The following is a 24,218-nucleotide window of genomic DNA, read 5'->3' on the forward strand; positions in this document are numbered from 1 at the left end:
TTTACCGGTGACTCCGCCCGCCTCCGCATCGCGCTACGCGGGTGAGACCCTGCTCGGCCGCAAAAGGCGGGCTCGCAAGATGGCCCGGGTGCTCGCCGAGACCCACCCGGACGCGCACTGCGAGCTCGACTTCACCAACCCGCTCGAGCTGGCGGTCGCGACGGTCCTGTCGGCGCAGACCACCGACGTGCGGGTCAACCAGGTGACGCCGACGCTCTTCAAGCTCTACCGGTCGGCCGCCGACTACGCCGCCGCCGACCGGACCGAGATGGAGACACTGCTGCGGCCCACCGGTTTCTTCCGGGCGAAGACCGACTCCCTGATCAAACTGGGTCAGGCGCTGCTCGACCGGCACGACGGCCAGTTGCCCGCCAAACTCGACGACCTGGTGAAGCTGCCCGGCATCGGCCGCAAGACGGCCAACGTGATCCTGGGCAACGCGTTCGGGGTGCCGGGCATCACCGTGGACACGCACTTCCGGCGGCTGACCAACCGGTTCGGCTGGGTGGCCGAGGAGGACCCGGTGAAAATCGAGTTCCAGGTCGCCGACCTGATCGAAAAACGCGACTGGACCATGCTGTCGCACCGGGTGATCTTCCACGGGCGGCGGGTCTGCCACGCGCGCAAGCCGGCCTGCGGTGCCTGCACCCTGGCGAGCATGTGCCCCTCCTACGGCACCGGCCCCACCGAGGCGGCCGCCGCGGCCAAACTGCTCAAGGGCCCGCGCGCCCGCGACCTGGCGGTCGCCGCCGGCGTCGACCCCGACCTGGTGCCGGTTGCGGCGGTGCTGGCCCCGGAGGAACCGTGATCCGCTTCCGCGGGCTGCCGGCCGCTGCCGCGGCGCTGGCCCTGCTTTCCGCCTGCACCGCCGCCGCCGAGCCGAGCGGAAACCAGCCGGAGACGCCGTCCCCGTTCGCCGCCTGCGACACCCTGACCGCGCCGCCCGCGCCCGCCACGTCCGCCACGTCCGCCGCCGCGCCCGCCACCTCCGCTGCGGCGCCCGCCGCCACGCCCGCTACCTCCGCTGCGGTGCCCGCCGCCGCCTTCTCCGCAGCCCCCTTGCCGGCCACGCCCGCTTCCGTGGTCTCTTCCGCTGCGGCCACGCGCGCTTCCGCCGCGACGCCTGCCTTCGCCGAAGCCATCGTCGCTTCCTCCGGTGCGACCACGCCCGTCTCCGATGCCGCCACCCCTTCCGCAGCGACCGGGCCCGGCGGTGCGGCAATTAACGATCTGCCGGATTTGTCGATTCCGTGCTTCACCGGTGGGCAGCCGGTGAGTCTCCACGACATCGCGCTCCCGGCCGTGCTCAACATCTGGGCGTCCTGGTGCGGGCCCTGCCGCGAGGAACTGCCTGTCATGCAGGGGCTCGCCGACCGGACCGCCGGGCGGCTCACCGTGGTCGGTGTGGACAGCAGTGACCGGCGCGAGGCGGCCGCCTCGTTCGGCACGGACAAGGGCGTCAGCATGCCGGTGCTCTACGACCGGGACGGCCGGCTGGCGATCGAGATCAAGCAGTCGGCGTTGCCGGCGACCGTCTTCGTCGACGCCGACGGTGGGGTCTACGTCCATCGCCGGCCGCTGACCGTCGACGAGTTGATCACAGAGGTCGAGGAGCACACCGGCGTGACGGTGACCCGATGAGCCGGGGGCAGGTGTTGCGGCGGCCGGACGGGCTGCCGTCCTGGTTCGAGCCGTTGCTCACCCGGGTCGACCAGTGCCGGACCGAGGATTTCACCCCGCTGCGCCAGCCCGCCGGCGGCGCCGGGCGGGCCAGCGCGGTCCTGGTGCTGCTCGGCGAGAGCGAACCGGCCGCCGACACGCCCGGCGGGCCGGACCTGCTCGTCCTGCAGCGTGCCGCGACGATGCGCAACCACGCCGGGCAACCGGCCTTCCCGGGCGGCGCCACCGACCCGGAGGACCGGGACGCGACCGACACCGCGTTGCGCGAGGCCGAGGAAGAGGTGGGCCTCGACCGGCGTAGTGCCGAGGTGCTCGCCCTGCTGCCGGACCTGTGGATCCCGGTCAGCCGCTTCGTCGTCACCCCGGTGCTGGGCTGGTGGCGGCACCCGCACCAGGTCCATCCGTTGCAGCCGGCCGAAGTAGCGCACGTCGCACGTCTGCCGATCAGTGAACTCGCCGACCCGGCGAACCGTATCCGGGTGCGTCATCCGAGTGGCTGGATCGGACCTGCCTTCCAGGTCCGTGGGCTGCTCGTCTGGGGTTTCACGGCAGGAGTGATCTCGGTGTTGCTCGACATGGCGGGGTGGGCTCAGCCGTGGGAACCGGGCCGTGTCGTCGAGCTGCCGGACGCCTCGGCGCCCGTTCCGGCGGCTCGCGGCGGCGCGCCCGATGAGGTGGTGCCGTGACCTGGCCTCGTACTTCTACGCTGAGTGAGTGCCCGTGGTCGATGTGATTCTGGTCGTGCTGATGCTGCTCTTCGCCATCAGCGGTTATCGGCAGGGATTCGTCATCGGCGCCCTCTCCCTGGGTGGGTTCTTCAGCGGTGTGCTGATCGGGCTTCAGCTGGGGCCCTTGATCGCCCGGCAGTTCGCGGACGGCACGGTGCGACTGGTCGTCTCGCTCGCCGTCATCCTCACGTTCGCCGTCCTCGGGCAGACCCTGGCCGGCTGGCTCGGTACCAACCTGCGCCGGGGCATCTTCAGCCGGCCGTTGCAGCACATGGACGACGCCGGCGGCGCGGTCGTCTCGGTTGTCGCGTTGCTGCTCGCCGCGTGGCTCGTGGCGGTGCCGCTGGGTTCGACGCCGTTCCCGGCGGTGAACCGGGAGTTCCGCAGCAGCGCCATCCTCTCCGGCATCAACGGGCTCATGCCGGAGCAGGCGCAGGCCCTCTCCTCGGCGCTCCGGGACACCCTCGACACCAGCGGTTTCCCGGACGTCTTCGGTGGTCTGGCGCGCACCCAGGCGAAAGAGGTCGCCGAGCCGGACCCGAAACTCAAGAACTCGAAGATCGTCCAGGAGTCGAAGCGGTCGGTGCTGAAGGTGCTGGGCGCCGCGCCGAGCTGTTCGCGCCGGATCGAGGGCACCGGGTTCGTCTACGCCGGCGAGCGGGTGATGACGAACGCGCACGTGGTGGCCGGCACCAAGGAGGTCGTGGTGGAGACCTCCCGCGGCCAGCTCGAGGGCACGGTCGTGGTCTACGACCCGAAACGTGACCTGGCGGTCCTGCACGTGCCCGGCCTGAAGGCACCGGTGATGAGGTTCGTCAGCAAGGAGGCGGCCAGCGGGGCCAGCGCGATCGTGCTGGGTTATCCGCAGGACGGGCCGTACAACGCACAGTCCGCCCGGGTGCGTGACGTCAGCCGGATCACCGGTCCGGACATCTACGACTCGGGTGACGTGACCCGGGAGATCTACACGATCAAGTCGCTGGTCCGCAGCGGCAACTCGGGCGGGCCGCTCATCGCTCCGGACGGCGGCGTCCTCGGTGTCATCTTCGCGGCGGCGGCGGACGACAAGGAGGTCGGGTTCGCGCTCACCGCGGACGAGGCCTCGTCGGTCGCGGAGACCGGCAAGAGCCGGACCAAGGGCGTGAAAACCGGCGAGTGCGCCTGACCGGCGTCGATCAGCCCCGCTGACCGGCGGCGGCAAGCCGGGCGATTCGAGGGCTCAGCAAGGACCGACCGCTCAGCTGAAGCTGACCGGCTCGGCCGGCGCTGGGTTGGCGGGTGCTGGGTTGGCGGGTTGGGTTGGCGCGTTGGGATGGCGCGCGCTGGGATGGCGGGCGCTGGGATGGCGCGCGCCGGAGAGCTCGGGTGGCTCAGCCCGCGGTCTGTGCGAAGCGGCGGACGGTGAACGCCGCGGCCAGGGCGGAGAGCACGAAGAGGGCGATGGCGAGCCAGCGGGCGCGGTGACTTTCGCCGACGGGTTCGGCGGGGGCGGCCCAGCCGCCCGCGTTCGACGCCGGGGTCTGTGTGACGGCGCCCGGGGCGCCGCTTGCCTGTGGTGCCGACTGTGCCTGGCCGGGGACGGGCGCGCTGCCGAAGCGGGCGACGCCCGGTGGGGGTGTGGTGTCGAGCGGGTTGTCGGTGACGTAGGCGACGTCGGACGTCAGCGCCGCGGTCGGGTTGACCAGGCCGAAGCCGAACTGGTTGTCGCGGCCCGGTGCGCCGCGGTCGTCGGCGGTCCGGATCAGCCGGTTGACCACTTCGCCGGCCGGCATGTCCGGCCAGCGGGACCGGATCAGGGCGGCGACCCCGGCGACCATGGGTGCCGCGAAGCTGGTGCCCTGGACCCGCCAGTAGTCGTCCGGCCCGCGGGCACCGACCAGGTGCGTGGCCGGTGCGGCCAGCACGGTCTCCCGGCCGGTGATCGAGCCGGACCAGAGGGTGGTGCCGTCCCGCTCCATGCCGGCGACGGCGACGACGCCGGGTTCGCGTGCCGGGTACCACACTCCGGCGTTGTCCGAACTGGACGAGGCGCTGGCGTTGCCGGTGCAGGCGATGACCACTACGTCCTTGGCGAAGGCGTAATCGATCGCGGCGGCCAGGGTGGCGCTGGACCCGCCGCCGCCGAGTGACAGGTTCACCACCCGGGCGCCGTGGTCGACCGCCCACCGCAGGCCTTTCGCCACGATCAGCGCGTCGTCGTAGCGGTTCTCCTCGTCGAGCACCCGGATCGGCAGGATCTTGGATTTCGGTGCGATCCCGACCACCCCGGCGGCGTCGTCGGAACGACCCGCGATGAGCGCCGCGACGGTGGTGCCGTGGCCCACCGGATCGCGCTCGCCGTCACCGTCCTCGACCAGGTCGAGCCCGGGCAGGACCTGGCCTTCGAGGTCGGGGTGGTGCGCGTCAACGCCGGAGTCGATGACCGCGACGGTCACGCCGGCGCCGTCCGCGTACGTCCAGGCGCCGTTGAGGTTGAGCGCCTGCAGGTGCCACTGGTCGGCGCGCACCGAGTCGTCGGTGACGACGACGGGTTCCGCCTGCGGCCCGGTCGGCGCGGCGGTGGCGGCGACCGGCGCCGCGACGGACATCAGCCCGGCGAGCGTGACGGCGCCCATCCGGCGCGACAGACTCAGCAAGGAGCACCGCCCGCGGACGGGGCACGGTGTGCTTCGCTCACTCTGGTCACGGGTCGGGCTCGCCATCCCTGGAAGGTTCGGTAGGTCAGTCGATGGAGGGAGATTACTCCCAACGGTCGGCGTGTCGCTGCGGTCCGTGTCGCCTAATCGCACTCCGAGTCTGCTGATTTCCGCTAATCACGGAAGGCCGGTAGATGCGCCAGCTGGATCAGGCGCGCTCCCTCACGCCGCGTGATCAGGCGGCCACGCCCCGGTGGTAACGGCTCCGGTCGTACCGTGCCGAGCAGTGCTCCTTCCTCCGGTGAACCGGACATGATCAGGCCCGGGGCGGACAGCTCCCGCAGTCGCTGGATGACCGGTTCGTAGAGCGCCCGGCCCGCGCCGCCGGCGCGCCGGGTGAGCACCAGGTGCAGGCCGATGTCGCGGGCCTGCGGCAGGTGTTCGAGCAACGGCGCGAGCGGGTTGACCGGACCGGCCACCACCAGGTCGTAGTCGTCGACCAGCACGAACAGCTCCGGACCGGTCCACCAGGAACGGTTGCGCAGTTGCGCCGCGGTGACATCCGGCCCGGGTAGCCGCCGTTCCATGTACCCGGCGACGGACAGCATCAGATCCTGGGTCAGTTGCGCCTGCACCCCGTACCCGATCCGATGTCCGGTCTCCGGCAGGTCCATCAGGCTGCGCCGGTAGTCGACCAGGATGATCCGTGCCTGCTCGGGCGTGAACCGGGCGGTCACCGACGTGGCGAGCGCGCGCAGGAACGATGATTTGCCACACTCCGCGTCGCCGAGGACGAGCAGATGGGGATCGGCCGCGAAATCGATCCCCACGGGCTGCAGGTCGGACTCCGCGATGCCGATCGGCAGGCGCAGGCCACTGCCGGGTTGCGGCACCGGCCTGGTGTACGGCACCACGGCCGGCAACAACCGCACCGGCGGCGCGACAGCACCCCGCCAAGCCCGCGCCACCGCCGCGACCAAACCCTCCGTCCCGCCCGATGTGGACACTTCCGGGAGTGCGGTGAGCAGGTGCAACCCGCGATCCCGGTCGGCCGGGTGCTCGGTCACGCCCCGGCCCGGCTGCCCCTCGGGCACCGCGACCGCGGCCCGCCGGTGCACCGCCGAGTCGGCCGGGTCGCCGAGCCGCAACTCGACCCGGGAACCGAAGAGGTCACGGATCGGCGCCCGGAAGTCGGTCCAGCGTGACGTGGCGGCGACCAGGTGGATCCCGTACGACAGGCCGCGGGTCGCCAGGTCGGTCAGCACCGTCTCGAGTTCCTCGAAATCCGTGCGCAGCGTGGCCCACCCGTCGACGACCAGGAAGACGTGCGGGTGCCGGCCCGCGCCCTGCCGCTCCCGGTCGGCGAGCAGCGCCACCATCTCGCCGGCGGTCCGGCGCACCCCTTCCGCGTCGAGCCGGCCGAACACGCCACCCACGTGCGGGAGGCCGCCCAGGACGCCGAGGGTGCCACCGCCGAAGTCGAGGCAGTAGACGCGTACCTCGTCGGGGGTGTGCGTGAGCGCAAGCCCGCAGATCAGCGTGCGCAGCACCGACGATTTGCCGCTGAGGGTGCCGCCGGCGACCGCGACGTGCCCGGCGGAACCGGCGAGTTGCAGCCAGAGCACGTCACGCAGCTGCTCGCGGGGCTTGTCGACGAGGGCGATGGGCACCTGCAGCGCGCCGTGCAGGGCCGGGTTGGCGACGGTCAGCCCGCGTGCCGTGCCGTTGGCGACCGGGCCGAGAAGCTCGTCCAGGGTGGCGGAGTGGTCAAGCGGCGGCAGCCAGACCCGGTGCGCCGGCGGACCCTGCCCGGCGAGGCGGCCGGTCAGCACGTCGACGAGTGTCCGATCGCTGCCGGCCTCGACCGGCGCGGCCGGGACCGGCACCTGCCGGGCGGTCCACGGGAGAACCTGCCGGCTGCGCACGACGGGCGTGCGGGACCGGCGCAGCGGCCCGGAGACGTAGGCCGCCCGGAACCGGCTCGGCGCCTCGGTCCCGGACCGCAGGAAGCCGTGTCCCGGTGAACGCGGCAGCTCGTAGGCGTCCGGCACGCCGAGCACCGCCCGCGACTCCAGCGCCGAGAAGGTGCGGAGCCCGATCCGGTACGACAGGTGGGTGTCCAGTCCGCGCAACCGGCCGTCCTCGAGGCGCTGGCTGGCGAGCAGCAGGTGCACGCCGAGCGACCGACCGAGCCGCCCGATCTGCAGGAACAGCTCCAGGAACTCGGGTTTGCGTTGCAGCATCTCGGAGAACTCGTCGCAGATCACCAGCAGCGACGGGAGCGGTGGCAGGGCCGCGCCGGCGGACCGGGCCCGTTCGTACTCGGGGAGCCCGGCGAAGTTCCCGGCCCGGCGCAGCAGCTCCTGGCGCCGGAGCAGTTCGCCGTCGAGCGCGTCGGCCATCCGGTCGACCAGGGGCAGGGCGTCCTGCAGGTTCGTGATCAGGGCGGCGGTGTGCGGCAGCCGGTCCATCGAGGCGAAGGTGGCGCCGCCCTTGAAGTCGACGAGCACGAAGTTGAGCGTCTCCGGCGAGTGGGTGGCGGCCAGTGCCAGGACCAGCGTGCGCAGCAGTTCCGACTTGCCGGAGCCGGTCGCACCGACGAGCAGCCCGTGCGGTCCCATCCCGTCCTGTGCCGACTCCTTGAGGTCGAGTTCCACCGGCACACCGGCCGGGTCGACGCCGATCGGCACGCGCAGCCGGTACCGCTCCGGCCGCCTCGCCCAGCCGCCCGGCACCCCATGACTTTCCGGGTCGGCGATGCCGAGCAGCTCGGCGAGCCCCGGATCGGCGGCGCCACCCGGGCCGGCGGGTTCGGCGCCGGTCGCCGGCCGCAGTGGCGCGAGCCGCCGGGCGGTCGCCTCCGCCTCCGCCACCCCGATGCCGTCGGCGCGGCCCACGGCACCCTGCTCCGCCACCGTGGACATGCGCAGGGTGCCGTCGTCACCGATCTCCAGGACCAGCGTTGCCGGCCCGGGCAGCCTCGGCGGTGCGGTGTCCAGGTCGAGCACCGTCACGCCATCCGCGGCGGGTTCCGGCATCCGGTCCACCCCGTCCCGGATCACCACCAGGTGCGCGACCTGCCGGCCGTGCCCGGCCGGCAGGTCGTCCAGGATGTCGGCGTCGCCGATGAGGCGCAGCGGGCCGATCGCGTCCGATCGGGTCGGGTGCCCGTTGTGCGGCAGCCACTTCACCCAGTCCCAGGCGACGCGGCTTTCCGGGCCGGCGACCACCGCGACGATCAGGTCGTCCGGTCCGTGGAAGACGGCGAGCTGCGCGACGACGGCTCGGGCCAGGGCCCGGGCGTCCGGCCCGGCGGGGGAGCCGGCCGGGGAGCCGGCGCAGCGGATCAGCACCCGGCCGAACCCGCGCAGCGACATCGCCACCGGCAGGTCCGGCACCACCGCGTGCGCGGCCAGGAACCGGCGCAGCGCACCGGCGGTCATCGGTTCCAGCTCGTCCGGTGGCCCGGTCTCCGGCGGCACCAGCGGCGTGGCGAGGGTCTGCGGCCCCAGCCCGACCCGGACCACGGCGAAATCCGGGTCGTCCGGCCGCCGCTCCCAGACCCGGTGACTGCCGGCCGTTGACCAGAGCCGCGCCGGGTCGGGATGGCGGTAGAGCAGCCCGGTCCGCTGCCGCCGCGCGGTCTCCCGGGCCCGCTGCCGCAGCCCGGCGAGATGCCGCAGGTAGTCCCGGCGGGCCGCGACCATCTCGGCCCGCCGGGGCGAGCCGGCAGTGCTGAACGACATGGTCAGCATCGCCAGCGAGGAAATCCCGAAGAGGCCACCCACCACGTACGAATAGGGCCCGGCCTGTCCCTGGCCCATCAGCAGCGCCATGGCGAGGGTGCCGGCCAGCATCGGCAACGCCATCAGCCACTGCTGCCAGCGACCGGCGGTCTGCTGCGGTATCGCCGGCGGCGCCTCGACGACCAGATCACCGGAAGGAATCGCGGGCTCCGGCCGGCGCGGGCCCCGCCGAACCAGGACCGTCCCCATCGGACCTCCTGATCATCGCTCTGCGTATCGCTGCAGTCACGATGCTAGGTAGAGTTCGTGTCGTCCCGCAGCATGCGTTTCATCGCTGTGGACAACACACGAATCTCCTGTGGACAACCGGCGATTCCGCTGTGGACGACGGGAGGCGCCTGGTGAGCACCGGTCTGGCCCGCGTGACGATCAGTGCGCCGCAGCGCCGGGTGGATGTCGCCCTGCCCGAGCGGGTGCCTCTTGCCGAGTTGCTCCCCGACCTGCTGCGGCACGCCGGCGAAGACCTCGCCGACCAGGGCGAGACCCAGGGCGGGTGGGTGCTGCGGCGCGGCGACGGCGTCGCTCTCGCGACCGGTCAGGATCTGTGGACCCAGGGCGTACGCGACGGCGAGGTCCTGCACCTCGTGGCGGCGCACGACGAGTGGCCGGAGATCGAGTACGACGACGTGGTGGAAGCCGTCGCCGAGGGTGCTCGCCGGCACGGCGGGGTGTGGACGCCGGCGGCCACCCGGGCGGCGACGCTCGCGGCGGCCGGGGTGCCGCTCGGGCTGGGCCTCTTCGCCCTGGTCGCGGCCGGACCGGGGCAGGGCGCCGCGGGGCTCGGCGCGGCGGCGGTGCTGCTGCTCGGCGGGGCTTTCGCTGACCGGCGGTACGGCGGCCCGCGCACCGGCACGGCCCTCGGCGGGTACGGGCTGCCCTACGCCTTCGCGGGCGGTGCGCTGCTGTCGGCAGCCGGACCGGATCTGCTGGCCGGGTCGGTCGCGCTGCTGGTGGCGTCCGTGGTCGCCGCGGCCGGCCTGCGAGCGGGGTCGCGGGTCTTCGCGGCGGGCGGGACGGCCGGTGTGCTGGGTGCCCTCGGCGCTGCGACCGGAGAGATCACGACACCGGCCGGCGCCGCGGCGGTGCTGCTCTCGGTGCTGGTCTGTGGTCTGGGCGCGCTGCCACTGCTCGCCGTGCGGTTCGGGCGCACCCCACTGCCGCCACCGGCCGCACCGTCCCGGCCGGGAGCGCCCGCGTCCGAACCGGCGCGCGACCGGGTCGACCGGGGTGAGGTGTTCGCGGCGGTGGAGCGTACCCAAGAGATCCTGCTCGGAATGCTCCTCGGGCACGCGCTTGTCGCCGCGGTGGCCTTCGCCGTGCTCGCCGCGGACCGCACGCTCTCCGCCCGGATCCTCATCGCGGCCGGCGCGATCGCCCTGCTCACCCGGGCCCGCCTGTTCGTGACCGGGCGGCTGCGCGCGCCACTTCTCGCCGCCGGCCTGATCGGACTCGCCGCCCTCGGCGTCGATCTGCTCACCGCTCCCGCCGGCGCCGACCTGCCGGTCCTGCCCGACGCGGACCTGCCGGCCTTCGCCGGCGGCGCCCTGCCCGGCCTGATCGCGGTGGTGCTGCTTGTCGCGCTGGTCACGGTCCTGGCGGGCGTGCGGTACGCGGACCGGCCGCCCTCGCCCTACCTGCGCCGCGCGGCCGACGTCCTGGAAGTCGTCGCCGTGATCTCGGTGATCCCGGTGACCTGCGCGGTCACCGGCCTCTACACCGCCGTCTCCGGCCTCTCCTGACCCTCCCGCCGCAACCGATGCCAGACGACCGCACCTGCGAGGCGCGATGCCCCGCAGGTGCGGTCGTCAGCGGTATCGGCGGGAGCGTCCGGTCAGTGCTCTTCGCCCTCGGCCTCGGCGGCCTCGGCGCGCTTGAACGACGCGCGGATCTCGTTCTCGGCCTCGATCCGGCCGACCCAGGTGGCGCCCTCGACGGACTTGCCCGGCTCCAGATCCTTGTAGACCGTGAAGAAGTGCTGGATCTCCATCCGGTCGAACTCGCCGAGGTGGTGAATGTCGCGCAGGTGCTCCTGACGCGGGTCCTCGAACGGCACGCAGAGGACCTTGTCGTCGCGGCCCTTCTCGTCGGTCATCCGGTACATGCCGATGGCGCGGGCACGGACCAGGCAGCCCGGGAACGTCGGCTCCTGAATCAGGACGAGAGCGTCCAGCGGGTCACCGTCCTGCCCCAGGGTGCCCTCGATGAAGCCGTAATCGGCGGGATACTGTGTCGCGGTGAAGAGGGTCCGGTCGAGCCGGATGCGGCCCGTCTTGTGGTCCACCTCGTACTTGTTGCGCTGCCCCTTGGGGATCTCAACCAAGACGTCGAAATCCATTATTCGCTCCCCTTTTGCTTGCCCGCTCGAATAGACCGGTCCGCCGGGCGGGCGCGGGGCATGGAAGCAGGGCCCGCAGGATCCGCGCGCAACGGTGTGCCGGATGTCGCTAGTCTCCCCTAAGTCTGACGCCACGGGCGAGGAGGGGCGTGTGACGAGGCAAGATTCACATGACGGCGAGGGCAACGACGGCGTGTCGAGTTCGCAATCCGCCCCGGAAGAGGGTAACAACGCGGCCGGTCGAGCCGGTGTGCCCGGCTCCGAACCACCCGCGCCGGGCCGTGCCAGCGTGCCGCCACCGGCCGCGGGCGTAGCCGGCGTGCCCTCCTCGGAGGAGCTGTATCGACAGGCCTTCCCCTGGCAGCAGGAGCCGCCGCCATCCAGCCGGCGGTATGCGTCGCCCGGCTGGACGCCACCCACGCAGCCGGAGAACGCGCCGGGCGGTGCGGACTTCGGCCCTGAGCGGGCGGCACCGGATCGACCGGAGAACTATCCCGGCCGTCCGCAGTCACCGGCCGGTCGCGCCGCCGTGCCAACTTCCGGTCCGGCCGCCGTGCCGTCCCCGCCCGCCGGTCCTTCCGGATCGGCTGCCGGTCCATCGGGTCCGACGGCCGGCTATTCCGGTTCGGCTGCCGGGCACTCCGCCGGGCCGTCCGGTTCGTCGCACCCGGGTGCGGGCACCGTGACGCCGCCCTCCGGTGCCGCAGCGCCGCGGCGCGTGGTGTTGCCGCCTTCGCCCGGCCAGCCGGCGCAGTCCGCGGCTTCCGAGCAGCCTGCGGGCTCAGCCGGGCACTCAGCGGCTTCGCCTGGGCGATCAGCGGGCTCTTCCGGGCCGGGGCAGTCGGCTGTGCCGCCGGTGGATTGGTCGCGGCCGCCGGTGGGTGGTCCGGCGGCGAGTCCGGCACCCGCTGCGACTGCGAATCCGTCCGCGCCGTCCTCGGATGGAAGTTCGCCCTCCTGGACCACGGGCCGGGATGCGTCCGCGCCGGGCACGAATCAGTCGTCGCCGGCCGGGGATGCGGACCGGCCCGCCTCCTCGTGGGGCGCCTCCGCGTCGAACGAGCAGCCGGGCTGGGGTGACACCGCGCCGGGTTCGGGAAACTATCCGCCGAGTGGTCCGGGACCGGTCGGCCCATGGAACGCGCCGCGCAACCCGTGGGCCGCCGGCCCGCCACGCAACCCAGATGTTTCGGGGGAAACGCCCGCCGACAGTCGCTCGTCCGATGCGACGGCGCAGTTCCCGGGCGTCCAGGCCGGGTCTCAGCACGGCGAGCCCCAGGTCGGAACTCAGCACGGCCGGCCTCAGCAGGGCGGATCTCAGCAGGGCGATGGCAACTCCGGCGGGCGATCGGCTGACGCGACCGCGCAATTCCCGGGTGTGCGGCCGGGCGGCGACGACGCGGCGCGTTTCCCGGGCGCGCAGCCGGGCAACGACGCGACAGCGCAGTTCACAGGCGGACAGCAGGGCAGCGGTGCCACGGCGCAGTTCGCGGGCGGGCAGCCGGGTGGCGACGCCACGGCGCAGTTCACGGGCGGGCAGCCGGGTGGCGACGCCACGGCGCAGTTCCCCGGGGTGCGTCCGAGCGGTGATGCAACGGCGCAGATGCCAGGTGTGCGGGCTGCTGGTCCGCAGGCCGAGGCGGGTGCGGCCGGTGCTGCGGCCGCCGGCGGGGGGATCATCGCTGGAGCTGGAGCTGGAGCTGGAGCTGGAGCTGGAGCTGGAGCTGGAGCTGGAGCTGGAGCTGGAGCTGGTCCGGAGGTGGCGCCGGCTGCGGGCGGAAGCTACGGCAGGGCGTCTGTGCCGCTCAACACCACCCGGCCGACGTCGCCGGCGCCGCAGCAGGCACCAGCGCCGCAGCAGGCACCGGCGCGCGCGGACGGCGACGCGCCTTCCGCCGGCGCGGCCGCAACGGCCGCGACCAGCGACGACGCTGGGCCAGTGAAAACGGGACGTAAGCGTAAACCCCGTACAATATTGGTTTCTATTGTCGCTCTCTTGGCGCTTGTGGCGGCAGTGGGTCTGGTGGTCCGGCCCGGACCGGTCGACGGGTGGCTCGGCGCCGAGCCGGCGGCCTCGCCCAGCGTGGCGCCGACCACGCCGGAGCCGACGCCTACGCCGGTGCTCGCGGCGGCCGACGCGGGCGGCACCACGCCGGACACCGCGGCGGTGGCGGCGGCGCTCGATCCGCTTGTCAGCGCGTCGGCGCTCGGGAACACCGTGCACGTCTCGGTGCTCGATCCGGCGTCCGGCACGGTGCTCTACGAGCGGAACGCGGACAAGCCGACCACGCCGGCGTCGACCACCAAGTTGCTCACCGCGGCTGCCGCGCTGTCCGCGCGGGGGCCGGCCTATCGGCTGGTCACGCGGGTGGTGGCGGGGGAGAGCCCGGGCGAGGTGGTGATCGTCGGCGCGGGTGACGCCACCATGTCGGTGGACGAGAATCAGCTGTTCCCCGGCGCGGCCCGGCTGGACCGGCTGGCAGAGCAGGTGAAGAAGTCGCTCGGTGACACGCCGGCCACCCGGGTGGTGGTGGACATGTCGCTCTACGAGGGGCCGGAGACGGCGACCGGCTGGGGGTCCAGTGACATCGCGGAGGGGCAGGTGGCCCGGATCCAGCCGTTCATGACCAACGGCGGCCGGATCGAGCCGGTGCACAACGACTTCGGTGGCGACCCGCGGTACACGAATCCGGCGAACGGTGCCGGCCGGCTCTTCGCCAAGGCCATCGGCGCGCCCGGCTCGGTGCGGGCCGGCACGGCGCCGGCGGCCGCCGGGAACGGTGCCGTGCCTGGTGCCTCGGCCGCTCCGGACGCGTCGGCGCCGGCTGGGAACGGCTGGACGCCCGGCAAGGAGCTGGGCCGGGTCGAGTCGCCGCCGCTGGTGCAGATCGTCGACTGGATGCTGCAGCAGAGCGACAACGTGCTGGCCGAGGCGGTCGCCCGGCAGGTGGCGCTCGCCGCCGGCAAGCCGGCGAGCTTCGAGGGCGCCGCGGAAGCGATGCTGACGGAGCTGGGCGAGCTGGGGCTTCCGGCGGAGGAGGCGGTGCTGTACGACGGCAGCGGGCTCTCCCGGAACAACGGGATCAGTCCGGCCCTGCTGGTGCAGACGCTCGCGCTCGCCGCCAAGGGGGAGAACGCCGCGCTCGGCGCGCTCTTCAACGGCCTGCCGGTGGCCGGCTGGTCCGGAACCCTGCGGACCCGGTTCGTGACACCCAGCCCGAACCAGACGGCGCAGGGCATCGTACGGGCCAAAACCGGGTCGCTGAGTGGGGTGAACACGCTGGCCGGCGTACTCGTCAACCGGGACGGCCGAGTGATGGCCTTCGCGATCATGGCGGTCGGCGGGGCGAGTTCGATCTCCGCACGGGCAGCGCTCGACAAGGTGGCCGCCCGGCTGGTGGAGTGCGGCTGCTGAAGCCCGCAAGGAGTGGCGGCCGGAAACCGACCCAGGGGTTTCACCGGAGTGCGACCTGGATCCACACGGGTACGGTGGGCTGCATGGCGCAGTTCGTTGACTGGGATCTGGCCGCCGCCACCGCGGGCGCGCTCTCCAAGACCGGGCCTGCGGTCTCTCTCGAGGAGGCCACGCAGGTGGTGTCCGAGTTACGGGCACTCACCGACGAGGCAGCGGGACACGTCGCGGCCTACACCGGGCTGACCTCGCAGGTCGAGGTCCCACCGGTGCGGGTCGTCGACCGGCGTGACTGGGCGAAGGTGAACATCGCGGGTCTCCAGCGGGTGATCGTCCCGCTGGTCAGCCGGCTCTCCGGGGACAACCCACCCGGCCCGCTCGCCGACGCGATCGGTTCCCGGGTTACCGGGGTGCAGGCCGGGACGATCCTGGCCTACCTCTCCGGCCGGGTCCTCGGGCAGTACGAGGTGTTCTCCGGCGAGCCCGGCCAGCTGCTGCTGAACGCGCCGAACATCGTCGAGGTCGAACGCAAGATCAATGCGGACTCCCGGGACTTCCGGCTCTGGGTCTGCTTGCACGAGGTGACACACCGCACCCAGTTCACCTCGGTGCCGTGGATGCGCGGCTACTTCCTGGGTGAGGTGCAGGCCTTCGTCGACGCGTCGCAGGGCGGCGAGCACCTGCTGGAGCGGGTGCGCCGGGGCGTCGCCACGCTCTCCGACGCGCTGCGCGACCCGGACAGCCGGGCGTCCGTGCTGGACATCGTGCAGACCCCGGCCCAGAGCGCCGTGCTAGACCGGCTGACCGCCCTGATGACCCTGCTCGAGGGGCACGCCGAGTTCGTGATGGACGGGGTCGGCCCCGAGGTCATCCCCTCGGTCGACTCGATCCGGGCCAAGTTCAACCGGCGCCGGGAGAGCGGCAATCCGCTGGAGAAGACGATCCGGCGGTTGCTCGGCATCGAGGTCAAGATGCGGCAGTACGCGGAGGGCCGCAAGTTCGTGCACGGCGTCGTGGAGCGGGTCGGCATGGCCGGTTTCAACAAGGCCTTCGAGTCGCCGCTGACCCTGCCGCGCCTGGAGGAGCTGGGCGACCCGGACGCCTACGTCGCCCGGGTGCACGGCTGACGATGGCGAGGATCCCGCCCCCGGTCGCGGCGATCCGCACGGCGGTGCGCCGTGGCCTGGCCGACCTGCCGGCCGACGCGCTGGTGCTGGTGGCCTGTTCGGGCGGTGCCGACTCGCTGGCCCTGGCCGCGGCGGCGCAGTTCCTGAGCCAGTCCGCCCTGGGCAGCCGGTCCGGTGCCGGCGGTCGACCCGATGCCGTCGGCCCGTCCGGCACGGGTGGCCGGTCCGGCGCGGGTCGCCGGGTGGGGCTGGTCACCGTCGATCATGGGTTGCAGGAGGGCTCCGACCGGCGGGCCCGGTCGGTCGCCGCGTGGGCGCGGGACGCCGGCTTCGACCCGGTGCGCATCGAGACCGTCTCGGTCGGTGGCCTGCCCGGTGGGCCGGAGGCGGCGGCCCGCACGGCGCGCTACGCGGCTCTGGACGCGGCCGCCGCCGAGCTGGGTGCGGCCGCGGTGCTGCTCGGGCACACCCGGGACGACCAGGCGGAGACCGTACTGCTGGCGCTCGCCCGCGGTGCCGGCCCGCGCGGGCTGTCCGGGATGCCGGCCCGGCGCGGGGTGTTCCGTCGCCCGCTGCTGGACGTGGCCCGGACGGACACCCGCAAGGCGTGCGCGGCGCTGGGCCTGGCGCCCTGGGAGGACCCGCACAACAGCGACCCGGCGTACGCGCGTTCCCGGGTCCGCGGCTCGGCCCTGCCGGCGCTGGTGGACGCGCTCGGCCCGGCCGTGCTGGGCAATCTCGCCCGGTCCGCGGTGCTGGTGGCGGCGGACAACGAGGCGCTCGACGCGATCGCGGAGACGGCACTGGAGTCGGCCCGGGCGGGTGCGGAGGCCGGCCTCTCGGTCCCGGTGCTGGCCGGGATGATGCCCGCGGTCCGCAGCCGGGTCCTGCACCGGTGGGCGCGGGAGCTGGGTGCGCCGGGTGGTGCCCTGGCGTACCGCCATGTGGTCGCCCTGGACGCGCTGGTGTCCGAGTGGCACGGCCAGGGTGCGGTGTTCCTGCCGGACCGGATCGTCGTCGGGCGGGTGTCGGATCGCCTCGTTCGGGTGGTTCCAGCCCATATCAAGTGACGCTTCGGGGACCGAATCCGGCCCCGTTCGACGAACCGTAACCCGCATGGGGCAGGCTTAGCGTCATGGCTGATGGCTCTTGGTACGACGCCGACATCGACCACGTGATCATCTCGGAGCAACAGATCCGGGACAAGATCGACGAACTGGCCAAGCAGGTCTCCGCGGACCACACCGATGCCGCTGACGGGATTCTGCTGGTCTGCGTGCTGAAGGGCGCGGTCATGTTCATGGCCGACTTCGCCCGGGCACTGGGCCGGCACGGCCCCTCCACCGAGATGGAGTTCATGGCCGTCTCGTCCTACGGGCAGGGGACGACCTCCTCGGGCGTGGTGCGCATCCTCAAGGACCTGGACCGCGACATCACCGACCGTCATGTGCTGGTGGTCGAGGACATCGTGGACTCCGGGCTGACCCTGTCCTGGCTGATGAAGTACCTCGAGTCGCGCTCGCCGGCGAGCGTCGAGGTGGTCGCGCTGTTCCGTAAGCCGGACGCGGTCAAGGTGCAGGTCCCGGTGAAGTACGTGGGCTTCGACATCCCCAGTGAGTTCGTGGTCGGTTACGGTCTGGACTTCGCGGAGCGTTACCGCGAGATGCCGTACGTCGGGGTGCTCAGGCCCGAGGTGTACGCCCGTAGCTGAAACCGCTTTCTCAGCGGGTTCACAGTAAGCGCCGTTATGGGCGGTTTTGCACCGAGACCGCCCGTACTCATCAGCGGGTAGAGGGTGTTGCCCCTACCGGCTCACGGGTTCGTGGGCGGCACCCACGGTGTACGGTCGAGTGACCGATGGCGTCGCGTCACGAACGCCGGAGGGGCCGAGGCCGATTCACCGCCACGCGGTGGGGTATCGGACATCGGCGGCCGCCGGTGGGCGGCGACGTTGAGGTGACCAGGACGGCCGATCAGGAGGGTCCGGGCGCTTGGCGCCCGACAACAGTATGGAACGTACGCGTTTCTTCCGCCGCCCGGTGGTCTGGATCATTCTGGTGATCATCGGCGTAGTCGCGCTGAGCTCTTTCTTCACCAGTGGTCCCAGCTACCAGCGGGTGGACACGTCGGTCGCCCTTGAGCGGCTGAACCAGGGCAATATCAAGAAGGTCGTCCAGAAGGACAAGGAGCAGACGCTCCAGATCGACCTCGCCCAGTCCGAACGGATCGACGGCAAGAACACCGACAAGATCGAGACTCAGTACCCGTACGAGGTCACGAGGGAGATCTGGGAGGACGTCCAGCAGGCGAAGGCCGCGGGACGCATCTCCGGGACGGTCAATGCCACGGTCTCCGGTGACAACATCCTGCTGAGCCTGTTGATCAACCTGCTCCCGATCGCGATCCTCGTGATCCTGCTGCTGCTCTTCATGTCGCAGATGCAGGGTGGCGGCTCGCGGGTGCTCAACTTCGGCAAGTCCAAAGCGAAGATGATCACCAAGGACACGCCGAAGACGACGTTCGCCGACGTGGCGGGCGCCGACGAGGCGGTCCAGGAGCTCCACGAGATCAAGGACTTCCTGCAGAACCCGGCGAAGTACCAGGCTCTCGGTGCCAAGATCCCGAAGGGCGTGCTGCTCTTCGGCTCCCCCGGTACCGGTAAGACGCTGCTGGCCCGCGCCGTGGCCGGTGAGGCCGGCGTGCCGTTCTACTCGATCTCCGGTTCGGACTTCGTCGAGATGTTCGTGGGTGTCGGTGCGAGCCGCGTCCGTGACCTCTTCGAGCAGGCCAAGTCGAACGCTCCGGCGATCGTCTTCGTCGACGAGATCGACGCGGTCGGCCGGCACCGTGGCGCCGGCATGGGCGGCGGCCACGACGAGCGGGAGCAGACGCTCAACCAGCTGCTCGTCGAGATGGACGGTTTCGACACCAAGGGCGGCGTCATCCTGATCGCGGCCACCAACCGGCCCGACATCCTCGACCCGGCGCTGCTGCGCCCGGGCCGCTTCGACCGGCAGATCCCGGTGGACAACCCGGACATGGAGGGTCGCAAGGCCATCCTGCGGGTGCACGCCAAGGGCAAGCCGTTCACGCCCGACGTCGACCTCGACTCGGTGGCCCGCCGCACGCCCGGTTTCTCCGGTGCCGACCTGGCCAATGTGATCAACGAGGCCGCGCTGCTGACCGCCCGGAACGAGAAGCGGGCGATCTCCAACGAGTACCTCGAAGAGGCGATCGACCGCGTCATCGCCGGCCCGGAGCGCCGGACCCGGGCGATGAGCGACAAGGAAAAGAAGATCACCGCGTACCACGAGGGCGGTCACGCGCTGGTGGCGTACGCGCTGCCGCACTCCGCCCCGGTGCACAAGGTGACGATCCTGCCGCGTGGCCGTTCGCTCGGGCACACGCTGGTCCTGCCGACCGAGGACAAGTACACGCAGACCCGGGCCGAGATGATCGACACCCTGGCGTACGCGCTGGGTGGCCGGGCCGCCGAGGAGCTCGTCTTCCACGAGCCCACCACCGGCGCCGGCAACGACATCGAGAAGGCGACCGGCCTGGCCAAGGCCATGGTCACGCAGTACGGCATGAGCTCCAAGCTGGGCGCCGTGAAGTACGGCAGCAGCGGTGACGAGCCGTTCATGGGTCGCAGCATGGGCCACGAGAAGGCCTACTCGGACGCGGTCGCCGCCGACATCGACGGCGAGGTGCGCGCGCTCATCGAGCTGGCGCACGACGAGGCGTGGGAAATCCTCGTCGAGTACCGCGACGTGCTGGACAACATGGTCCTCGAGCTGATGGAGAAGGAGACCATCACTCAGGACGACATGAACCGGATCTGCGCCCGGGTGCAGAAGCGCCCGCCGATGTCGCCCTTCAACGGGTTCGGCAAGCGGCTGCCCTCCGAGGCTCCGCCCGTGCTCACCCCCGCCGAGCGGGAGAAGCTGAAGGCGCAGGCCGAGGCGGACGGTCAGATCGCGGTCGGGCCGGGCCCCCACGCGAACGGTGCGGAAGGCAGCAACTGATCAAGTTGCACGACGAACTGGATTACCTCGCCGCCCGCCTGGTCGACGGCAAGCTCACCGGAACCCCGGTCGAGCAGGCCGTCGACCTCGGGCGGATCGAGAAAGCCATCCGGGAGATCCTCATCGCGATCGGTGAGGACCCGGACCGCGACGGGCTGGTGCGGACCCCGGCCCGCGTCGCGCGCGCCTACGCGGAGCTCTTCGCCGGTCTCCGGGTCGACCCGGCCACCGTGCTCACCACCACCTTCGAGGCGGACCACGAGGAACTCGTGCTGGTCCGCGACATCGAGGTGCAGAGCATGTGCGAGCACCACCTGCTGCCGTTCAAGGGCGTGGCACACATCGGCTACATCCCCGGCACCGACGGGCGGATCACCGGTCTGTCTAAACTGGCGCGGCTGGTCGAGGTCTTCGCCCGCCGCCCCCAGGTGCAGGAACGGCTCACCTCACAGATCGCCGACCTGCTGATGGAACGGCTCGGTGCGCGCGGCGCCATCGTGGTCCTCGAGTGCGAGCACCTCTGCATGGAGATGCGCGGCATCCGCAAGGTGGGCGCCCGCACGGTCACCTCGGCGGTGCGCGGCGCGTTCCAGACCGACGGCAAGGTCCGCGCCGAAGCGATGGCGCTGATAAACGCCAGGTAGGCGTCAGACAGATCAGGCTGGCGCTGAATCGCGCCGGCCTGAGATCAGGCCGCGTCAGGTCAAGCCGCGTCAGATCAGGCCGTCAGGATCAGGCCGCGTCAGATCAGGCTGCGGAACGTGTTCGCCGAGTCCATCGCGGCCATGGTCAGCGCGGTTGCCTCGTCGAGCCGGCTGCGGGCCTGCTCCAAGTTCGCGATCGCGGTGGCGGCGGCCGGGTGGAACGATCCCATCGCGGTCAGCCGCAGCAGTGCCAGCGCCTGATCGAGCTGACCCGACACCTGCTGGATGCCGGCGACGGCACGCTGGGCGCCGTCCACCGACGCGGCGACGCTGACCTTTACCTCTTCGACGCTCGCCATGACTTCCTCTCGCCGGGGTTCAGTTGAACAGGGCCTGCAAGCCCTGGCCCGCGCATGTCAGCAACACGGGGACGAGGCAGACGATGACGCCGAGCACCGGTGTGCGGTCCACCGGCGTGCCCTCGTCGCCGTAGACGAAGCCGAGCGTCGCCCAGCCCAGCCCGAACGCCAGCAGCGGCATGCTCAGCCCGCACACCAGGGCGTAGTCCGGCGGGGAGCCGACCAGCAGGAACAGGATCACCTGGACCAGCAGCACCACCGCCGCGAACGGGCCGTAGATCATCAGGTTGCGGGCCCACGGCCGGTGCGGGCCCAGCGGTGCCGGGCCGATGAAGGCGTGGTCCGCGGCGTCCGCGGTGGCGCGGGCCTCGCGCAGCGCGGCGAGCACCGCGGCCGGTCCGCCGGCCACCTTCGCCATCGCCACGGACTGGTCCTCGGGTTGCGGTGTCAGATCCAGTTCCGGTACGCCGTAATCGCGTCCCAGCCGGGCTCGCTGCGGTGCCAGCCGGGCCCGCACCGAGGACAGCTCCTGCCGGGCCAGCGTCACCGTCTCGGCATGCTCGCCGGCCATCGAACTCGCGGCCCGGCGCACCGCGTCCAGCTCCCGGGCGGCCGCCAGGTAGTCCGCCCACGGGTCCGGCGACGGCATGGCCTGTGCCGGCACCACACCGCGTTGCTCGGCCTGCTCGGTCACGGCTCTGCCCTCGTCACAGGACTTCACTCTCCTGATCGGCGAACGGGACCACTGTCACCGTGCGGTCGGTGTGCCGGTCGTGCAGCAACGCACGGTTGGTGCGCGGATGCCAGTCCACCGGGCGGCCCAGCATCAGCGTCACCTCGGTCTGCGGCACGTTCAGGAAGAGCAGGCCGGCCACGTCCTCCCGGCCCATGCTGCCACCGGTCTCCTCGCCGAACCGGCGCACACCGCGCCACCAGGAGAGCAGGTGCGCGCCGCGACTCGGACCCTCCCGCAGCAGCTGCCGCAGCCCGCTGAGCGTGCCCGGCGGCGCCGCGTCCATCCCGAACACCACCCGGTAACCGGGGACGTCGGCGCTCAGCTCGGTGGCGAGGCCGGCGGCGTCGACCACCACCACCTCCTGACGGAGGCTGATCTCGTCGGCCAGCGCGGCCGCGAGGGCGTCGCCCTCGGCCACCAGCGAGGCGATCACGAACCGGGCGGTACGCGTCGCGTGCGAAGCCGCCACACTGCGGGCCGCCGCGTCCAGGACCTCGGCGCCGCCGGTGTGCGAACCCAGGATCGCCAGATGCCGGCCGGGCGAGGAATCCAGCGGGAAGGCCGCCGTGGACAGGTTCACGTCGATGACCCGGCCGAGCAGCGCCGCCGGGCGGGCGGACCGGCCGGCCAGCGCCGCGCGGTACGTCGGGTCGTCGGCGAGGTGTTGATGCGCGTACCCGGCGAAGACCTTCGGAGGCTGCGCCTCGGAGTCTCGAGCGCCCCACAGCCGGTGCCGCAGGTCGCCCAGCAGCTCCTGATCGGCGTGCGGATCGGGGAACCGGACCACTCGCTCGTGGCCGCGGGTCGCGCCCCGCGGGCCGCCCAGCCCGCCGGCCGTGTTCACCACCGCGCTGCCCAGGGGCAGGCCCGCCGCCGAGTCGTTCGTCGGCTCGAGCACGTCACCGCCGCCCGGCAACGCGATCCGCACCGGGAACTGACCGAAGATCGAGTCCCGCTTGGCGTAGAGCGCTTCCACGCCGAGCACGGTCTGGCTGGCCAGGACCAGGTGAATCCCGTACGACCTGCCCTTGCGAGCCAGCGACTCCAGCAGCGACACCGCCTCGGCCGCCGTCGGGTCGTTGCCGGCCAGCAGCACCTGGAACTCGTCGATCACGCACAGCACCCGTGGCAGCGACCGGCCCCGGCCCTCCTCGGCCGCGACCGCGCGCAGGTCCGTGAAACGGGAGACACCGGCCCGCTTGTACGCCAGGGAGCGCCGGCTCATCTCGGCGTCCAGCTCGCGCAGAACCGCCAGACCGTACTCCCGGTCGGACTCGACACCCACCGCCCGCGCGTGCGGCAGCCAGGTGCGGTCCCGCTGCGTCGGCACGAACTCGGTGAAGGAGACGCCCTCCTTGAAGTCCAGCAGATAGAGCGCGAGCTCGTCGGGGCTGTAGCGGGCGCCCAGCCCGTACAGCACATTGATCAGGAAAGCCGTCTTGCCGGCGCCGGACCGCCCGCCAACCATCCAGTGCGGAGTCAGGTCGTTGAAGCGCAGCACCAGCGGCACGTCACCGTGATGACCCACCACGGTCTCCACACCTGCCGCGGCGTCAGCGCCCCACAGCTCCTCGGCGGGCTCCGGCAGCAGGTCGGCGAACGTCACCCGGGACGCCTCGGCGGAATCCGCGGCCAACTCCTGGCAGACCGCGTCGACCAGGCGCGGCGGCGGCTCCTCGTCCAGGAAGACCGGCGAGTTCAGCCACAGCGCCTCGGGGACCGAACCGAACGAGCCACCCGGCGGGTCGCCGATGATGGCGAACGGGTTGCGCACCGAGATCGGGGTGGTCCGCGGCAGCGGGGCCTGCGTGGACTCGGTGGTCAGCGGTGCCGGCGGCCAACCCGCCACAATCAGGTGCAGGCCCGAGTCCGGGCCCTGCTGCGCCAGCGCGGCGATCCGCCGCAACTCCTCGCCCTCGGTCATCTCGGGCAGGCCGGCGATCACCACGAGCAGCATCCGGTCCCGCCGGGACCGCCGCGTGCCGCTGCCCCGAACCGGGCGCAGCCATTTCTCCGCCTCGGACAGCACATCCCGCAGCCCCTGGCGGTCGGTGGCCGTCGGCGCCATCAGCCCGGCGTCGGCGAGCTCCTCGAACGGGGCGAAAACCGAACCGCCGCCCACACCGTCCACCGCGCGCACCAGCAGCGAACCCGCCGGCGCGGCGGCCAGCAGACGCACCAGCAGCGACCGCAGCAGGCCGAACACGCGCGGGTCGGTGGCGGTCCCGTCGACGGTCAGGTGGCCGGCGCCGAGCAGCGGCACCACGGCCGGGAAACGGACGTCGTCGAGCGGCTGAGCGATCCCGACCCGGACGAACTGCGGTGTCGTGCCGCCACCCAGCGGCGACATCGGAGTCATCGGGCCCAGCGTCGCGCCGAGCCAGCCCGGCACCAGCCGGTCCGCCACTGCACACAGCCGCCCGGCGATCCGGTGCTGCTCACGAGGGTCCGCGTCGGCAGGGGCGTACGCCTCCAGCGCGGCAGCGGCAGCGTCCACCGTCGCCACTGCCTGCCGGTGCAGAGCAGCGGCCTGCCGGACCCGCAGAGCTGAATCCGCCACTGCCACCACCTCCTGTCCGCGGATAAAACCTATCCCAGAGCCGTCCGGCTGCCGCGTTGCGTCCCCGGATGCGGTTTCGTGCCGGGTGCGGAACGTGTCCGGTTGAACTCGAAGCGTGTTCCAGCGGTATTCGCCTGCACAGGAAACTCCTCGTTCCCTACGGAGGCGGG

17 protein-coding genes are annotated in these 24,218 nt (G+C 72.3%); 11 read left to right on the forward strand and 6 right to left on the reverse strand.

The window, feature by feature from the left end; all coding sequences use genetic code 11:
- Positions 1 to 7: 7 nt before the first annotated feature.
- Genes nth through LPA41_RS01475 form a run of 4 tightly spaced genes read left to right on the forward strand, consistent with a single transcriptional unit; the run spans position 8 to position 3,573 of the window.
- Complete coding sequence (gene nth, locus LPA41_RS01460) at positions 8 to 808, forward strand: endonuclease III (RefSeq protein ID WP_308036508.1); 801 nt, start codon at positions 8 to 10, stop codon at positions 806 to 808.
- Positions 805 to 1,641 carry a TlpA disulfide reductase family protein gene (locus LPA41_RS42885; RefSeq protein ID WP_229067740.1) on the forward strand — a complete coding sequence of 279 codons (837 nt, stop codon included), beginning with the start codon at positions 805 to 807 and terminating at the stop codon, positions 1,639 to 1,641. Before nth ends, LPA41_RS42885 begins: the two co-directional genes overlap by 4 nt.
- Positions 1,638 to 2,366 (forward strand): CoA pyrophosphatase, encoded by a 729-nt coding sequence (locus LPA41_RS01470; RefSeq protein WP_229067742.1) that lies wholly within the window; start codon positions 1,638 to 1,640, stop codon positions 2,364 to 2,366. Before LPA41_RS42885 ends, LPA41_RS01470 begins: the two co-directional genes overlap by 4 nt.
- A gap of 28 nt (positions 2,367 to 2,394) precedes the next feature.
- A complete protein-coding gene (locus LPA41_RS01475) occupies positions 2,395 to 3,573 on the forward strand; it encodes a MarP family serine protease (RefSeq protein WP_229067744.1) in 1,179 nt (392 codons plus the stop codon).
- 205 nt (positions 3,574 to 3,778) lie between these two features.
- Here the strand turns inward: LPA41_RS01475 and mycP are convergent, their stop codons facing one another.
- The gene (gene mycP / locus LPA41_RS01480) at positions 3,779 to 5,044 is read right to left on the reverse strand and encodes a type VII secretion-associated serine protease mycosin (protein ID WP_229067745.1); all 1,266 of its coding nucleotides are present in this window, start codon (positions 5,042 to 5,044) and stop codon (positions 3,779 to 3,781) included.
- Positions 5,045 to 5,217: 173 nt separating this feature from the next.
- Complete coding sequence (eccCa, locus tag LPA41_RS01485; RefSeq protein ID WP_229067747.1) at positions 5,218 to 9,039, reverse strand: type VII secretion protein EccCa; 3,822 nt, start codon at positions 9,037 to 9,039, stop codon at positions 5,218 to 5,220.
- Positions 9,040 to 9,191: 152 nt separating this feature from the next.
- On the opposite strand from eccCa, the gene eccD reads away from it, so the two are divergent.
- On the forward strand, positions 9,192 to 10,589 hold the full coding sequence (gene eccD / locus LPA41_RS01490) for a type VII secretion integral membrane protein EccD (protein ID WP_229067749.1): 1,398 nt from the start codon (positions 9,192 to 9,194) through the stop codon (positions 10,587 to 10,589).
- A 92-nt stretch (positions 10,590 to 10,681) separates the two neighbouring features.
- On the opposite strand, the gene LPA41_RS01495 is transcribed toward eccD, so the two are convergent.
- Positions 10,682 to 11,185, reverse strand: a complete 504-nt coding sequence (locus LPA41_RS01495) for an inorganic diphosphatase (protein ID WP_229067750.1) — start codon at positions 11,183 to 11,185, stop codon at positions 10,682 to 10,684.
- A gap of 2,005 nt (positions 11,186 to 13,190) precedes the next feature.
- On the opposite strand from LPA41_RS01495, the gene dacB reads away from it, so the two are divergent.
- The 6 genes from dacB to folE all read left to right on the forward strand — a co-directional run bounded on the left by dacB (position 13,191) and on the right by folE (position 20,393).
- Complete coding sequence (gene dacB / locus LPA41_RS01500; RefSeq protein WP_229068090.1) at positions 13,191 to 14,600, forward strand: D-alanyl-D-alanine carboxypeptidase/D-alanyl-D-alanine-endopeptidase; 1,410 nt, start codon at positions 13,191 to 13,193, stop codon at positions 14,598 to 14,600.
- Positions 14,601 to 14,683: 83 nt separating this feature from the next.
- A complete protein-coding gene (locus LPA41_RS01505) occupies positions 14,684 to 15,724 on the forward strand; it encodes a zinc-dependent metalloprotease (protein ID WP_229067752.1) in 1,041 nt (346 codons plus the stop codon).
- 2 nt (positions 15,725 to 15,726) lie between these two features.
- The gene (gene tilS / locus LPA41_RS01510) at positions 15,727 to 16,794 is read left to right on the forward strand and encodes a tRNA lysidine(34) synthetase TilS (protein ID WP_229067755.1); all 1,068 of its coding nucleotides are present in this window, start codon (positions 15,727 to 15,729) and stop codon (positions 16,792 to 16,794) included.
- A 65-nt stretch (positions 16,795 to 16,859) separates the two neighbouring features.
- Entirely contained in the window at positions 16,860 to 17,435 is a 576-nt protein-coding gene (gene hpt, locus LPA41_RS01515) for a hypoxanthine phosphoribosyltransferase (protein WP_229067757.1), read from the forward strand.
- 298 nt (positions 17,436 to 17,733) lie between these two features.
- The gene (ftsH, locus tag LPA41_RS01520; protein WP_229067758.1) at positions 17,734 to 19,749 is read left to right on the forward strand and encodes an ATP-dependent zinc metalloprotease FtsH; all 2,016 of its coding nucleotides are present in this window, start codon (positions 17,734 to 17,736) and stop codon (positions 19,747 to 19,749) included.
- Between the two features lie 5 nt (positions 19,750 to 19,754).
- Entirely contained in the window at positions 19,755 to 20,393 is a 639-nt protein-coding gene (gene folE / locus LPA41_RS01525; protein WP_229067759.1) for a GTP cyclohydrolase I FolE, read from the forward strand.
- A 98-nt stretch (positions 20,394 to 20,491) separates the two neighbouring features.
- Here folE and LPA41_RS01530 read toward each other — a convergent pair whose 3' ends face one another.
- The 3 genes from LPA41_RS01530 to LPA41_RS01540 are packed head-to-tail and all read right to left on the reverse strand — an operon-like array spanning position 20,492 to position 24,057.
- Positions 20,492 to 20,752 carry a hypothetical protein gene (locus LPA41_RS01530; protein WP_229067760.1) on the reverse strand — a complete coding sequence of 87 codons (261 nt, stop codon included), beginning with the start codon at positions 20,750 to 20,752 and terminating at the stop codon, positions 20,492 to 20,494.
- 19 nt (positions 20,753 to 20,771) lie between these two features.
- Positions 20,772 to 21,446 (reverse strand): hypothetical protein, encoded by a 675-nt coding sequence (locus tag LPA41_RS01535; protein WP_229067761.1) that lies wholly within the window; start codon positions 21,444 to 21,446, stop codon positions 20,772 to 20,774.
- Positions 21,447 to 21,459: 13 nt separating this feature from the next.
- Positions 21,460 to 24,057 carry an FtsK/SpoIIIE domain-containing protein gene (locus LPA41_RS01540; RefSeq protein WP_229067762.1) on the reverse strand — a complete coding sequence of 866 codons (2,598 nt, stop codon included), beginning with the start codon at positions 24,055 to 24,057 and terminating at the stop codon, positions 21,460 to 21,462.
- Between the last annotated feature and the right edge of the window lie 161 nt (positions 24,058 to 24,218).

The organism is Actinoplanes sp. DH11 (genome assembly GCF_020873875.1).
GTDB lineage: Bacteria > Actinomycetota > Actinomycetes > Mycobacteriales > Micromonosporaceae > Actinoplanes.

What these genes read in the sequence shown, in the direction of transcription:
- LPA41_RS01470 (WP_229067742.1), top strand. Translation starts at nt 1,638, where the DNA reads ATGAGCCGGGGGCAGGTGTTGCGGCGGCCGGACGGGCTGCCGTCCTGG.
- eccCa (WP_229067747.1), bottom strand. Translation starts at nt 9,039, where the DNA reads ATGGGGACGGTCCTGGTTCGGCGGGGCCCGCGCCGGCCGGAGCCCGCG.
- LPA41_RS01495 (WP_229067750.1), bottom strand. Translation starts at nt 11,185, where the DNA reads ATGGATTTCGACGTCTTGGTTGAGATCCCCAAGGGGCAGCGCAACAAG.
- LPA41_RS01505 (WP_229067752.1), top strand. Translation starts at nt 14,684, where the DNA reads ATGGCGCAGTTCGTTGACTGGGATCTGGCCGCCGCCACCGCGGGCGCG.
- tilS (WP_229067755.1), top strand. Translation starts at nt 15,727, where the DNA reads ATGGCGAGGATCCCGCCCCCGGTCGCGGCGATCCGCACGGCGGTGCGC.
- hpt (WP_229067757.1), top strand. Translation starts at nt 16,860, where the DNA reads ATGGCTGATGGCTCTTGGTACGACGCCGACATCGACCACGTGATCATC.
- ftsH (WP_229067758.1), top strand. Translation starts at nt 17,734, where the DNA reads ATGGAACGTACGCGTTTCTTCCGCCGCCCGGTGGTCTGGATCATTCTG.
- LPA41_RS01530 (WP_229067760.1), bottom strand. Translation starts at nt 20,752, where the DNA reads ATGGCGAGCGTCGAAGAGGTAAAGGTCAGCGTCGCCGCGTCGGTGGAC.